This window comes from Sporosarcina sp. Y1011, from assembly GCF_057669885.1.
Genome location: NZ_JBYHFP010000003.1, coordinates 380,559 through 396,083 on the forward strand (window position 1 = coordinate 380,559; position 15,525 = coordinate 396,083).

A 15,525-nucleotide genomic window follows, 5' to 3' on the forward strand; every position below is an offset into this window, starting at 1 on the left:
TCTAATAAAACAAAAAGTACGGTTTATGCGTTGGAATTTTTTGACGTGCATCACACTTTAACGATAGACTAATTAACAGAAGGAGGCGTTTTTTTTGAAGCCACATTTAATCGTCCTCGACCTTGACGGGACGTTACTCACAGATGAAAAAGTCATATCAGATAAAACAAAAAGCACATTAAAATTAGCAGAGGATAATGGCCACCACATCATGATTGCAACCGGTAGGCCATACAGAGCAAGTGAAGTGTATTATCGTCAACTTGGCCTTAAGACGCCCATCGTCAATTTCAATGGTGCTTTCGTACACCATCCAGGCGATCAATCCTGGAAAACCATACATGAGACGATTTCGCTTCCAGTAGTCAATGATGTCATTGATGCAATGCAGGAATTTACGTTCCATAATATCGTTGCTGAAGTGATGGATGATGTATATATGCACTATCATGACGAAAAATTGCTTGATATTTTTGGTTTTGGGAATCCTACAATTACACAAGGCGACATCCGTAAGTTTTTGCAGGTCGATCCGACTAGTTTATTGATCCATGCACCTGACAATAAAGTCGATACCATCCGACGGCATCTCGGTGACGTGCACGCTGAAGTTATTGATCACCGCCAATGGGGCGCACCATGGAAAGTCATCGAAATCGTTCGGCATGGATTGAATAAAGCGGTTGGCATTTCTCATGTATCCAAATGGATGGATATTCCGAAAGAACGGATTATTGCATTTGGTGACGAAGACAATGACCTAGAAATGATTGACTATGCTGGGGTTGGAGTTGCAATGGGCAATGGAATTGACAGATTGAAATCGATTGCGGATGAAGTGACTGATACCAATAACGAAGATGGCATTGCACGTGTCCTTAGAGAGAGGTTACACTTGAAGTAACTATATGTACCCAATGGAGGAATTTAAATGAGAATTTTTGTGGACAGTGCTTGCGATTTGCCAAAGTCATTTTACGAAGAAAACGATGTTACACTTTTCCCTTTACGCGTCTTAATTGACGACAAGGAATACGATGACATAGCAACAATTGATGCGTTGGAAGTTTATAATGCCATCCGGAATGGTAAACAACCTAAGACATCACAAGTAGCTCCCGAATTGTTCCTGGAAAAATGGAGAGAACTCGCAGCATCTGGCGAAGATGGAATATACATTGCTTTTTCATCGGAGTTATCAGGTACATTTGATACTGCAATTATGACAAAAGATCAAATAAAAGAAACAAATCCAAGTATGAATCTAATTGTCATTGATTCAAGATGCGCATCTCTTGGTTACGGACTGCTGGTAAAAGAGGCAGTCCGTCTCCGTGATGCTGGAGAAGACGATGTGCGGACAATCGAACGTAAAATCCGTTTCATGGCCGGTCATATGGAGCACCTTTTCACTGTGGAAGATCTTGACTATATGGCACGTGGCGGACGTGTATCAAAAGCAAGTGCATTCATTGGTGGTTTACTGAACATTAAACCTTTGCTCCACGTCGCAGGTGGAAAACTTGTTCCAATTGAAAAACACCGCGGACGTAAAAAAGTGTTGCGACGTATGACTGATTTGATGGCAGAGCGAGGCGATAATTTGTCTGAACAAACGATTGCAATCAGCCACGGCGACGATGAAGCTGTAGCACTGGAGTTGAAGGCAACGATTGAAGAGCTTTTCCATCCTAAAAGCATTGAAATACACCTAATTGGTTCAGTCATTGGCGCTCATGTAGGGCCAGGGACGGTCGGTATCTATTTCTTAAACAAGTTGAATAAATAATATTTCTCGAGGAGATTGAATGCATGAAAGTAGTCATTGTCGGAGCGATTGCAGGAGGTTCTACTGTCGCTGCTCAAATTAGACGAGCAGTGCCGGATTCAGAAATCACATTATTCGGACGTGATCCAGTACTGGGTTATGGCACATGCGGTATGCCGTACGTCATCGGTGGCTTGATCGATGAGAAATCGAAACTCGTTGGTGCATCGCCTGAAGAATTTGGTGAACAGCGGGATATTAATGTCCAGTTAGCGCATGATGTTTTGTCCATTAACCGACAGAATAAAACCGTCGAGGTACACAACCTGGAAACTGGACAGACTTTTACCGAATCCTACGATAAACTCATTTTGTCTCCGGGCGGCACTTCCCGTATTCCTGATTTGAAAGGTCTTGGCAAACTCCCTTTATTTACATTGAAGAATTTTGCCGAGATGGAAGAAATCATGAATTACATTGAACAGGAAAAACCGCAATCCTGTGCAGTCATCGGCGGCGGATTCATCGGCATAGAACTTGCTGAAAACTTCATCCATAAAGGATTGAAAACAACAGTTATTGACCGAAATGATCGCATTATGAATATTATGGACGCAGAAATCTCTGAAGTACTTGGGCAAGAGATGAAGGACAATCATGTAGAGATCTACTTCGAAGACGCCATTGAACGCATTGAAGGCAAGCGTTTAGTAATGAAAAATGGTGTGGATTTTGAAGTCGATTTTATCGTTGCGAGCATCGGAATCGATTTGGATACAAAACTTGCCATCGAAGCCGGTTTAGATATCGGTCCTACAAAAGGGATTGTCGTCAACAGTTTTATGCAAACCAACGATCCGGACATTTATACGATTGGTGATGCAGCAGAGTCCAAAGATTGGTTCACGGGCAAACCGAAAAACGTCAAACTCGCATGGCACGCACACCGGCAAGCGTTCATTGTTGCAAGCCATCTGGCAGGCAAACCCGTAAAAATGAATGGACTGCTTGGTTCATCGATTACAAAACTGTTTTCACTGACAGCTGCTATGACAGGACATTCAGCGAAAAGTCTGTCGGATGAAGGCATTGCGTTTGGCACTTCCGTCTATAAAGGTAGGACGAACGCGGGCTACTATCCGGATCACGGACAGATTTTATTGCGTGTCCATTATGATCAAAAGTCTAGACTCGTCCTTGGCGCACAAGCCGTCGGTGATAAAGGAGTCGACAAGCGAATCGATGTCATCACTACCGCAATCATGGGAAAAATGACAATTGAGGATTTAGCTGCTCTTGAACTCGTCTACTCCCCTGCTTACTCTTCACCAAAAGACCCGGTGAATATGGTAGGTTATAAAGCGGATTAGTAACACTGAAAAGCGCGGGAGTTTAGACACTGGGCACTACGTGTAAAGTTACTTTTGGTTCGCTTTGGATTGAACGGACCACTATACCGTTATAGAGATGTTTTAATAAGCAGGGATGCGACTTTGTCGCATCCCTGCTTATTTTTTCGATAATCTTATGGTGTTCGTTCATCCGTCGCTTTCCAAAGACACTGGTACAAGAAGTGCCTAAGCTTTTCGGGAAGATAGAATAGATTGCTTCTCACATGGAGAGAAGCGGTCAAAGATACAATTTTGACCGCTAAAGCCTTCTATTATAGTGTTTCTCTTTTTATTATGAAGAAGTATTAATTTCGTATAGAGTAAGGCAGAGAATACAATGTACAGCGTGCGAGAGTGCCCGAAATTGCATCTTCGGGCACTTACACTCTTTATAGAAGCTCATCTATTCTTTCTTTCAAAACAACTGCACTTTTCACTTGGATATTGTAGGAACGCGACAGGCGAATAATCACAACAGTATGACCGAAAAATGCGTGGCTAGAAGTGACGGAGTCACTTTTAGCCACGCATGCCTCTCGGAATAAGTGTCGTGATTAATTCGCCGAAAGCGGGCCGAAAATAATCCAGTGAAAATGGCGACTCAATAAAAAAACACCAGGGCTACTTGCCTTGGAGTTTTTCCTCTTATTTTACATTTCCTTCTTTTTGTTCTTTTCTACCTTTTCTTCCTTTACGCCAAACTGTCAATAAGAATCCTAAGAACAGTACATATATAAGAATGGATGCGATTAGATAAGGGATATTGAATCCTTTGTCTTCATCAGCGATGTAAATCTCAGCAACTTCACGTTCCTGTACGATACGGAAAATCTCGTCTTTTCCTTCAAGTACCGTATCACCAGTTAGCAAACCGCGTAGTTTCTTATTTTCCCCGAATACTTCTTTCGGTATTTCTAGACTAGCCGTTTCTGTCGTATTATTTAGCGCGATAATCCATGTTTCCTCGTCATTTGAACGCTTAAAGACCGTAAATCCGCCCTCATTGTGCAGCATTTCAAAATCTCCGTTACGCAACGCTTCAGACTTGTTGCGCAGTGTGTTGAGGTCCCCGATATGCTCAATCAGTTCTGTATCAATCTTGAAATTCATAAGCTGGTGACTTTCAGGTGCTTGTTGTCCGTTCACAGCTATTTCACTACCATATGTCATTACGGGTACTCCAGGAAGTGTAAATAGAGCAGTTGTTGCAATGTTCCATCTGGTTGGCGGGAACATTTTCGCTTCCACCATATCGTAAGTCAATCGCGGTCCTGTCAAATCATCGAACTGGATTATTTCCTTCTCAGTGTCATTTGAAAATATCGATAATGGTGAAGAGTCCGCGTCAAATTGTGAAAATGATGCTCTCATTGCGTTTACTTTTTCCATATTAGGAGTAGAATCGAAGTCCGCATCACTTTCTTCATTTGTCACTACATACGCTTTCGGATTGACCGTTTTCACAGCCTGAATGATGTCATTCAATAGAGCCGTGTCAATTTGTTCGATCTTTGTTAAGCGAACTCCGTCCAACTTATTCGTTTCAACAAAATCTGCAATCGTTTCTATCAAAGCCTGTTGAGTAGCTGTATCAGAATAATCCCAATCGATTATTCCTTCAGCGACTGGCACTGATTTCACTGTTCCTTCTGTCGCCCAGATATGATTCGAACTAACTCCAGCAAGTGGGAAATCAGCGATAACGGACATATCTTTCTTATGGATTGCTTTAACCATTTCTGAGAATTCTGCGTCAGTCCCAAAGTGAGGGTCAAACTTTGTATAATCTAGCACTTTGTTTCCGTCATACGTTTCCGTCTCAAACACAGGTCCTAGCGAAATAAGTGTGAAACCCATTCCTGCGATATAATCCAAGCGCGTAGACACGCCGGTGAAATCACCGCCATTAAACGCACTAAGGTCTGTTGCATCGACATCAAAATCGTTATTTCCGTCGCCATTGTTAAACCGGTCAACTAGTAAATCATATATACTTTCATCCTCTATTGTCTTTTCCGTTTCTGCAAATGCCCCCGAAGGATTAAGGGTCGCTACCAGTAATAGAAAAGTTACAATAAGTCCAAACCATTTATTCGCTTTCACAAAATAGCCTCCTAATAAACGAACTGTCATCCGTCATTTTACCAAACAGAGTGACCGCCCGCCATCTATAACGTGAAAAACCTTCTTCTACACCGCGAAATAGGTCGATTTTGTGAAATTGGGAAGGATTAACGTTATCCACTGACCAACACTTTATTGTTTCCTTAAAATCAAAAAAACACTTGCCGGCAATTAGCCAGCAAGTGTCTTATTCATTCTCTTCTGAAGATGTTCGCTTTTTCCGGGAAGTATAGAAGGCAGAAACGACAAACAATGCCATTAACATCAAGACAACAATCAGAAACAGTAGTCCGATTCTCGATTCCATCCTCATTCCTCCCCATCATAAAAATTTAAGCGAACCAGTCAAATCCTACCGGTAGTTTGAATCCGAGGAATAACGTCGCCAATAAGAAGACGAAGAACAGAATCCAGACCACCTTGACGCTCTTGTTCTTTGTAGAACGTACAAGAACCATTTCCATCATACCTATTGTTACAAGACCCAATAAGAATTTGACGCCGTACAACGCTGCGTTAAGCGAAGAGTATTCGAAGAATAGCAATGCGCCCGAAATTAGAATTAGTACGTAGAATAAACGTGCAATCATGTGAAGTATTTTTTTGCCTTTGGATTCGTTGTCCATGCCTGCAGCAACTAGGAATAGAATGATTCCGACAACCCAAGTGAAAATATGAAGATGTGTTGTGTTTGTTAATGCGTCCATACTTGTCACCTCATTTGTTATTATAACTACATAATAACCCTATCATAATCTCCTATTTCACAAAAGGAATATTACTTACACAAACTTGTTTACTAGAGTACCAATGCCTTCAATTGAGACTTTCACCAAGTCACCTTTTCTCAAAAACGTTGGCGGCTTCATGCCTTTTCCGACACCAGCGGGAGTGCCTGTTAAAATAACATCGCCCGGTTCAAGCGTAACGAATCGTGAAATCTCTGCGATTAGTTCATCAATTTTGAAAATCATCGATGCCGTATTGCCATTTTGTCTAACTTCATCGTTGACCTTCGTAACAATCGATAAATCATGTGCATTCGGAATTTCATCTTTCGTCACGATATATGGACCCATCGGACACGATTCATCGAGACTTTTCCCTAGGAAGTATTGACCATGCGCAGTTTGTACGTCACGCGCTGTTACGTCATTTGCAATTGTATAACCAAAAACATAGTCATAGGCAAGCTGTTTTGGAATGTTGCGACCTTCTTTACAAATGACAACTGCAAGCTCTCCCTCATAATCGAGGTTATCCGTTATATCGCCATGAATTGAAAGTTCTTGCTCGTCCGCAGCAATGGATGTCGGCGATTTAGTAAAGATCATCAATTTTTCAGGCGGTGCATTCGAGCCCATTTCCGCCGCATGGTCTGCATAGTTTTTGCCTACACACAGAACATTTTTAGGCGTTCTCGGAATTGGTGACAACCACTCAATAGCCGTAAACGCATGTTTAAATTGATCTGCATTTTCATCCTCCCGTGCCCGCTCAGCAAGTTTTGTCACTTTGTCAACGAAATCACGACCTGTTGCGATACCTTCCGTGATTGTTTTAGGAAATTCAGCATCTTCATATGCTTCTGCAATGGCAATCATATCCCATACCGCTTCTTCCCTTTTCACTTTCGGGCCGAATAATGTCCTACCTTCATAACGGAACGATAATAACTTCATCTGAGTGCCCACCCCTTCATATTGAAAAAACGTCTTATTCTAATCATTACGACAAATGTTATCCTTTTTCCTCTTTATCTGGCAAATTCTTTCCGTAAGTCGCTTTTCTCCAAAGCCACTCTAGTGGTCCTAGACGGAATTTCGATAACCAAAGCTCTGCGAATAAGACTTGGATGACAAATACACCAACTGCAATCCATATCCCTGTAGCTAAATCCACTTTGCCGTACATGCCAAAACCATAGGCATAGAAAATTAGTGTACCCACAATGGATTGTGTGATATACGTTGTTAATGATATGCGTCCCACTTTTGAGAGCGGACGGAATAATGTGCGAAACAGCGGTACCTGATAAAGTAAAAGCACTAGACCGACATAACCCGCACCTAAAACAGGACCGCCGAATAGCGATTGCAACATAATCGAATCTGATGATGGGCCGCCTATGAAGGGAGCAGCCTTCATCCATATCCCTGCAGCAAGCGTAATAACAGTCACTATTAGGATGCGTCCTTTAAATTCACTAGCGCGTTCAATTACTTTCCATTTAGACAAACCCGCACCGACTAAGATTAGTGGCAATACGATGAATAGAGCAGTGAGAACCCCAGTCAATCCGTATAAAGCCCACTCAAAAAAACGGAAGGTGAAAATTTCGCCGAAATTTCCGTAAGCATACGCTTCTAGTGATCTTTCAATCTGATGAATATCAGCGTACCCTTCCATCATGGCATCCGGGCGCAATTTGTTTAAGTAGTAAGTCGCTGCATACACGATACCCGTAGGAATGATATACAGCACCGCGGCTAGCGGAAGCATCCATTTCTTTGGGATTCTAATGAAAGCAATCATGATAAAGCCCATTAATGCGTAAGTAAACAGGATGTCACCCATCCATATGAACAACGCATGGAACAATCCAAAAAGCAGCAAAATCCCCATGCGTCGTGCAAGAACTGGAGCAAACGGTGACCTGTTGACAAGCGTTTTTTCATATTGCATGTTTATGCCATAACCGAACAGCATTGCAAAAATCGGATAAAAACTAGCCTCTACAAATATATCTATCCACTTGAAGTTTTCCACATCACCCGGCGCACTGAACCATGTATACGGATCCAAGTACAGATAAGGGGAATGGAAATGCAACATATTCGCGATAAAAATCCCGAGCAGCGCAATTCCCCGTAACACGTCAAGTGTCTCAATCCGATTTCCAAGCGTAGTTGAAGTTAATTTCAATTTCTTTCCCCCTGTATGTCCACAGTCCTTTCTCCATCAAATAAATAGAGGACCATCTCTTTAATTTCGATTTTCAAGATTTCTTCAATCGCTTTCTTATACAAATTCAACTGGATTCTATAACGTTTTTGCATTTCTACTTCCACTTCTTCATCAGAACCATAGCGTCCGCTTACCCGGTCCGTTTTATAATCTAGCAGCACCCAACCGTCCTTTTCTTTGAATAGACAATCGGCGATTCCCTGCAAGATTTGATAGTCGCCATCTAGGTCATCCAGGGCATATGTAAACGGCAATTCCCGTTCAATGCGCTCAGCTGACATCAGTCGTTTTGCAATATCCATATTGAAAAAGTTGGCTATCCGATTCGCATCGACCGCATTCGCTTCTTCAAAAGTCAGCAATTGGCGGGCCGTCAACTCTGTTATTAGCTTTTCAATCGTAGAGACGCTACCTTTTTGCCGAATATCAATATGCTGCATAATTGTGTGCATCGCCGTTCCGACTTCAGCAGCTGACAGCGCACGCGATTGCATGAATGCCGGTCGTTGATGCAGATACGCTGTACTTACATCTTCATTTCCAGAGATTACGATGTCTTCTTCCGCCTGTTGTTCTAAAATTGCCAAGCGTTTCAACTCGCTGACTGTCTGTTTCGATCGCTTCGTTACGGACGAAAGAAACGGATAGGTCGCATCGAATCGTCGTTTCACTTCTACGAGCATATCTTCGTTCACTTCTTCTACCGGAACGATTTCGGGCGCCATCTCTTCCTCTTCTATACCCTCAATTCGCGTAAATAACGAGGAAACTGGAAGTGCATTTATATGCCAGTTTGATGAATCCATAATGGACTGCCCCCCTGGCATAGTGCCAAATTTCGCGAATGATGGATGTCTCGCAACAGCCGGCCCAATCCAATCTAAGTACCCATTCGCACGTGATCGAGTATATTCCGGCAGCATTTGGTCAGGATCGACAAGCTGTGCATCCTGCCATTTCACAATCGATTTCTCGATGTCTTTTACAGAAGCAATAATTTCAAGTTGCTCTTTTGCTCTAGTCATCGCGACGTACAAAATACGCATTTCTTCCGCGCGCATTTCAAGTTCTTTCTTTTCCTTCATTGCTAAGAACGGCAATGATGTATACGTGATGCGATTATCTGGATCGATTGCTTTGACCGCCAAACCAAAATGCTGGTCAAATAGATAAGGTTCATTGAAATCCATTTTATTGAATTTCCGGCCAGCCCCTGCGATGAAAACAAAAGGAAATTCCAGCCCCTTGGATGAATGAATTGTCATTATACGAACGACATTTTCCTTCTCCGTTAGTGAACGTGCTGCGCCGAGGTCATCCCCACGCTTTCGCATCCGGTCAACAAAACGAAGAAAGCGGAACAATCCTCGGAACGAAGTCTTTTCATAATCAATTGCACGATCATGCAGTGCACGTAGATTTGCCTGGCGCTGCTTGCCATTCGCCATGGCACCCACCATTTCATAGTAATGTGTATCCGATAATACTTGCCAGATCAGTTCTGACAACGAACCGCGTCGCGCCAAGTTGCGCCAGTTCTCAAATTGCGTGAAGAATCGTTGAAGTTTTTCTTGCGTAGCTGGTGCAATACCGGCTCCACCAGTTGACACAAAGCGGTTCAACGCCTCAAAGAACGGCTCACTTTTCCCAGCAAGTCGAATTTGCGCCAATTCATTTTCTGTCATACCAATAAACGGAGCGCGCAAGACGGACGCGAGCGGAATATCTTGATACGGATTATCGATGACCCGTAATGTGTTTAGCATAATCATTACTTCGAGCGCATCGAAATAGCCGCGCTTTAGTTCTGTGTAAATCGGAATGCCCGCCAGTTTAAATTCCTCAGCAATTTCTCCTGACCAAGTCATTGAACGCATCAAGATGACAATATCACGATACTCAAGCGGCCTCTTTTTATCACTAAACGCATCCGTCACTTCCGCACCAGATGCAATCATATCTTGAATCTTTTTGATCATAAAGCGTGCTTCTGCTTGCGAAATTTTCAAGTTTTGTCCCGCCAGTTCAGTCGCATCGTCTAATTCTAGTTCGTCATCCGCTTCATCGTAAAGAAGGGTTAGACCCGTCGTCACAGATTTCTCAGGATAATTTGCGCCATATTTCAATGCTGCTGCGTCGTCATAGTCAATTTCACCAACAGTCACGCCCATCACTTGCGAAAAAATGAAGTTTGTTGCATCCAGTACTTCTTTACGACTCCTGAAATTGGCATTCAAGTCGATTTTCAATCCTTGATCGCCATCTGTTTCGGTGAAACGATTGTATTTTCCTAGAAACAACATTGGCTCCGCAAGGCGGAAACGGTAAATGGACTGCTTGACATCGCCGACCATGAACAAGTTTCCATCTGCTTCCCCACCACGCTTGACGAGCTGGATGATTGTCTCTTGCAACAAATTGACGTCCTGGTATTCATCGACCAACACTTCCGCAAAACGGTTCTTATAATCAACTGCTATATCAGATGGCACAATTACCCCATCATCTACTTTGGATAGAATCCGCAGTGCGTAATGCTCTAAATCCGAAAAGTCGACAATCCCACGGTCTATTTTTACAAGTTCAAAACGTCTGCCAAAATCGATGACTAAGTCAATCAGCGTATGCATCGTCGGTGCCATCAACCGAATTTCATCGAGCAGTCGAGCCGGTGTCCTTGTAAAATAGGACTCTTTAAGTGTGTTAATAATCTTTTTCACTGCATCACGAAGTGCTTTCGCACGTTTTGCCAGTTCCTCGTCACACGAATCTTTGCGAATTGTAGCGGCCTTCACCCATTTCAGCGTACCAAAAAATGCATAGGTTTGTTCCCATGTACCTTCAGTTATGCGATGGATGGCTTCATTTATCCACAGTAGATCCGTTTCCGCCGTGGCCGCAAGCGGTTCTGGTCCGTCAAGCATAAGTGCAATTCGTTTCATGTCGTTAGTCAGTGCCGCCGCTTCTTCAAGGGTATGCGTGATAGCTGTTTTCAGCGGTCCGATAAATTGCAGATCATCTATGGAAGATCCGGCATCGATTTCATACTGCTCCGGAATGAGGCGAAGCCACTGTTCCGGGACGGGGTGTACACGGGAATAATCATACAACCGGTCAATCAGTGTTTCAATCGACTGATCATTGCGGTCAGACGTGAAACTGTCCGCCAGCCGGTACATGGCTTCAGGATTTTCCGCGCTATACGCATCCTCAAGCACAGCCCCAATTGTATCGTCACTCAATAGAGCTGCTTCCGTGCTATCCGCAATTCTGAATCCGGGATCGATGTCTATTAAATAAGCATATTGCCTGACGACATTCATGCAAAACGAATGCAATGTTGAAATCTGGGCTTTATTCAATAAATTCAATTGCCTGCGCAAATGTACAGATTCCGGCCTTGCAGCAATGGCTTCTTCCAATGCCTCTGCCATTCGATACCGCATTTCTGCAGCGGACGCATTCGTGAATGTAACGACGAGCAGTTCGTCAACATCTATCGGATCGGTTTCATCCAACACTTTTTCAATCATTCGTGTGATTAATACTTTCGTTTTACCGGAACCGGCGGCAGCGGAAACGAGAATATCTTTTCCTGTCGCCCAAATCGCTTTCCACTGGGCATCTGTAAATGTCAGTCCTTCAGGTTTCAAGGGTATCTGCATCGTCCGCAACCTCCTTACGCATTTTATCAAGTGACGTTTCTGGGTCCATTTCACTGTACGGCCTGTGCTGTGAAGACGGATCTGTCGGATCGAACTGACAAACCGAACGGTACGAACAGAACTCGCACGGCATTTTGTCTTTTAATTTGTACGGGTAAACGCGGGTATCGCCCGCTAACATCGCGTCTCCTGCCTTTTGATGGCGCGTTCTGACAAAAGACCGCATCATCTGTAAATCATCTGGAGACAAGACTTTTGAAGTTTTTGCAAATGTTCCATCCGTTTTAATAGAGGCCGGTACGATTGAAGAAGATCGTCCAATATCAGCGTCCATTCCGATAACGACTTCCGGATTATCGAGCAGATAGCCTCTCATTTTGTAGGACTTCACAATTTCTGCCTCTAAGAGTGCTGGAGTTAATTCCGTGCCGGTTCTAATCATCGGGTTATGAATATGCAGATATAAAACGCCCGCTGGATCCGCATGTATCCCGAGACATTCATCCGCATTTTCGAGTGCAACGTCAAGATACGTCATCATTTGCAGAGACAAGCCGTAGTAGACTTCCGTTAGGTCAAGGCTTTTCGCAGACGATTTATAGTCGACAACGCGGACATAGTTTTTTCCGCTTATTTCTGTTGCATCGACACGGTCAATCCGCCCGCGCAGTTTCATCAAATCGCCCCGACGTAGTGGAATTTCAAGCGCTGGCAGTTCCTCGCCCGGACCAAATCCTGCTTCAATAGCAACCGGTTTAAACACAGTCGATTTCGCCTGCGTACTAAGTGAATAGATTGTCCGCTGAATAATGTGCATCAGCTTTCGTTTAATATAGACATAACGGTTCGTCGACAATAAAATCCGATTGAAAAAGTATGGCGAAATGTCTTCCACTGCACCTCTTGCAAGATTCCAGCATTCCTCGCGCGACAACGCTGCCCATGACTTCCCGAGACGCATTGTTTCATCCGAAATCCATTTAAGCGCAGCGTGAAATAAATCACCGATTGCTGGTGCTTCCAGCGTAAATTCCGTCCGCTCGCGTAAGCCAAGCCCAAACGACGCATAATGTTGGAACGGACAACTGTAGTAGGATTCAATGCGTGATACGCTAGAGACAAATGATTCCCCGTACAACCCTGTTGTGATTTCGGATCGCAGACGTTCTGCATCATTCTTTGAATGCATCGGGCGCGAGATATGGCTTATCACAGATGACCAGTAGGGATCCTCTTCGTAATACGCCATCACCGCACGCCATTCACGTTCCAGGACACCTGACTGTTCTGCCACTTTCAACTTCATGGAAACGTAAGGGAGTGCTGATCTTGGGTGACTGATGTAATCGAATTGATCGGCTTCAAGTGACAATTCGGATGGATCTGTCACAGCGATTTCAAGTGGCGTTCCCGGGAGCAACTGTCCAATTCTCGTTATATATAATGATGGAATGAGTGCTTTTCCTTCCTCGTCTGCGATTGGATACGATACATATAATTTTTCGCGCGACGCCGTGAATGCACGGTACGCCATATATGTTTCATCCATCAACTTCATTTTCGAGGTTGGCGCAAGTTCAAAGCCAATTTGCGAAAACCATTCACGGTCTACATCTGAGAGAAGCCCTTCATTGTCCACTCGTTTTGGCATCACGCCATCATTTACGCCGAGAACAAACACCGCATCGATATCCATTAAACTGGAAACCTCAACAGATGTAACAGTCACTTGGTCGAGCGACGGCGGAATGCGGGCAAATTCGAGTGAATCAAACCCTTCATCCAATATGCGAACAGCTTCCACAACATCCATTTCCTTATCACCAAACATCAATACAAACTGATCGAGGACGTTAATCCACCCGTTCCATGCCTGTTCATGTTCCGTTGCACCAAGCAAACGCCCCGCTCGTTCTTCCTCAGCACGTAAATCGATAATTTTATCGTACACATGAAGTTTTTCCATGAATACAAACAATGCCTCCGTTACATCGCGGCCTGTTTTCGATCGTTTTAAACGTTGTTCTAAAGCCGCGAGCGGTTCTCTAATTGCATCCCGAATCATATGCAATTGCTGCTCCATTGCTAGTTCTTCATCGGTTTGTACATTTGTATGCATTTCGAGCCCACGGTACTTTTTCACGCGCCAGCGAGTGTCGTCGAACCAACGATGTCCATGAATTCCATGTGCAAGTACGTAGTTTTCAAGTCTGTCTGCCCTGTCACGCCATAGTAACTTCGTTTCCCTATGCGGGAAAAACAAATCCGTTTTAACAGCACGGAATACCGATTCATACGACCATCCCATAGTCACCGCTTCTAACACTGAACGCGAAAACTCAATGAGTGGATGATGCAGCATAGGCTTTTTCTGGCTGATAAACACGGGTATATCATAATGCGGAAAAATGGTCTCAATCAGTTCATCATACTTTTCAGGCTGCCTGTACAGGATTGACATGTCTTTGTACCGTTTCCCTGAAATCATCATCTCACGAATTTTGCGTGCCACTGCATGGATTTCTGCACGGCGGGTCGCGGCTTCAATCAAGATGACATTGCCTTCAGATGGTTTTTGCTGCGCTGGATAGTGGTCGAATTCAGCTTCAAAATGAGTGAGGTCCGTATTCAGAAATCGGTGCGAATCCTGCATGAAGACGTCTTCTTCAACATCGATGGAATCCGCCCTAGCCAATTCACGCAATTTAAGCGAGGTTCTAACTGGATTGAAGAATAATTCGTGATCCGCAAAACCCGTTAGCGCTCCTTCCATCGGCAATACAACCGACAAGCGCTTTGCATGTTTCATCAGTTCCGTCACGATTTCATATTCCCTTGTCGTAAAGTTTTCAAAACCATCTATATAAATGTCAGCCCCTTTTAACAGGTCTGCGTGATGAATTTGCGAAGCTAGGAGTGCAAGATGCCCTTCACTATCGACATATGTTGTGCCTAGCTTTTCTTCCAGTTTCGTCAGCAACAGTGATAAATCTTCCGCCTTGTCGAGCAACGTACGCGGCGCGCCTGATGCGGCGAGTGTCTCGTGAAGCGTGTTCATAGTCTGATGGTCAAGAGAATAGCGGCTGAACTCCTTCAACAAATCCCCGATTTGTTCAGTGAATCCTCGTTTACTCGCAGCTTGCCGAAATAGTTTAAAATCGTCTCGGTTGTCTTCAAGAACGCTTCGAACAAGCATCCTGTAACCGAAGCTATCTATTTCCTTACGGGTGATGCCGCCTGTTTCCTGCAACACACGCCATGCCAAGCGTTTGAACGTCAATACTTGTGCACGGATGATTCCTTTTAAGCCAAACTTAACGGACAAACTATGCTCCATCGAGAACGACATCTGATCCGGAACGATGACAATGATTGGTGCGCCCATTGGATTCTGCTCGAGTTCGGTAGCAATTTCGCGTTCGATGAATGTCGTTTTCCCGGATCCAGACCTTCCGGTAATGAAACGCAGTGACATATGGTTTCCTCCTTTTTATAGATGTAGGTTATTTATTTATTTATTTATTTATTTATTTTCGTGTTGACCATTTTAGACTAGATACAGAGATTCTGCTAATACCGCTTCGGCGCTTTGTGGATGCCTCCCGCGATA

The 15,525-nt window shown here is 43.8% G+C and carries 10 protein-coding genes; 3 read left to right on the plus strand and 7 right to left on the minus strand.

Translation table 11 applies throughout. The features are described from left to right. Positions 1 to 94 precede the first annotated feature (94 nt). The 3 genes from AC25Y5_RS06120 to AC25Y5_RS06130 are packed head-to-tail and all read left to right on the plus strand — an operon-like array spanning position 95 to position 3,138. Entirely contained in the window at positions 95 to 904 is an 810-nt protein-coding gene (locus tag AC25Y5_RS06120) for a Cof-type HAD-IIB family hydrolase (protein ID WP_488139542.1), read from the plus strand. 27 nt (positions 905 to 931) lie between these two features. Next, positions 932 to 1,789: a DegV family protein gene (locus tag AC25Y5_RS06125; RefSeq protein ID WP_488139543.1), complete on the plus strand. Its 858-nt coding sequence runs from the start codon at positions 932 to 934 to the stop codon at positions 1,787 to 1,789. Positions 1,790 to 1,812: 23 nt separating this feature from the next. Further along, entirely contained in the window at positions 1,813 to 3,138 is a 1,326-nt protein-coding gene (locus AC25Y5_RS06130) for a CoA-disulfide reductase (protein WP_488139544.1), read from the plus strand. A gap of 410 nt (positions 3,139 to 3,548) precedes the next feature. Here AC25Y5_RS06130 and AC25Y5_RS06135 read toward each other — a convergent pair whose 3' ends face one another. The 7 genes from AC25Y5_RS06135 to addB form a co-directional block, all read right to left on the minus strand. Continuing rightward, complete coding sequence (locus AC25Y5_RS06135; RefSeq protein WP_488139545.1) at positions 3,549 to 3,686, minus strand: hypothetical protein; 138 nt, start codon at positions 3,684 to 3,686, stop codon at positions 3,549 to 3,551. Positions 3,687 to 3,804: 118 nt separating this feature from the next. Continuing rightward, positions 3,805 to 5,262 carry an alpha-amylase family glycosyl hydrolase gene (locus AC25Y5_RS06140; RefSeq protein WP_488139546.1) on the minus strand — a complete coding sequence of 486 codons (1,458 nt, stop codon included), beginning with the start codon at positions 5,260 to 5,262 and terminating at the stop codon, positions 3,805 to 3,807. Positions 5,263 to 5,615: 353 nt separating this feature from the next. Continuing rightward, a complete protein-coding gene (locus AC25Y5_RS06145; protein WP_488139547.1) occupies positions 5,616 to 5,990 on the minus strand; it encodes a YisL family protein in 375 nt (124 codons plus the stop codon). 75 nt (positions 5,991 to 6,065) lie between these two features. Further along, entirely contained in the window at positions 6,066 to 6,965 is a 900-nt protein-coding gene (locus AC25Y5_RS06150; protein ID WP_488139548.1) for a fumarylacetoacetate hydrolase family protein, read from the minus strand. A gap of 58 nt (positions 6,966 to 7,023) precedes the next feature. Continuing rightward, on the minus strand, positions 7,024 to 8,208 hold the full coding sequence (locus AC25Y5_RS06155) for a DUF418 domain-containing protein (RefSeq protein ID WP_488139549.1): 1,185 nt from the start codon (positions 8,206 to 8,208) through the stop codon (positions 7,024 to 7,026). Further along, positions 8,205 to 11,915, minus strand: a complete 3,711-nt coding sequence (gene addA / locus AC25Y5_RS06160; protein WP_488139550.1) for a helicase-exonuclease AddAB subunit AddA — start codon at positions 11,913 to 11,915, stop codon at positions 8,205 to 8,207. Before addA ends, AC25Y5_RS06155 begins: the two co-directional genes overlap by 4 nt. Continuing rightward, on the minus strand, positions 11,893 to 15,390 hold the full coding sequence (addB, locus tag AC25Y5_RS06165) for a helicase-exonuclease AddAB subunit AddB (RefSeq protein WP_488139551.1): 3,498 nt from the start codon (positions 15,388 to 15,390) through the stop codon (positions 11,893 to 11,895). The genes addA and addB overlap by 23 nt, the downstream gene beginning before the upstream one ends. Between the last annotated feature and the right edge of the window lie 135 nt (positions 15,391 to 15,525).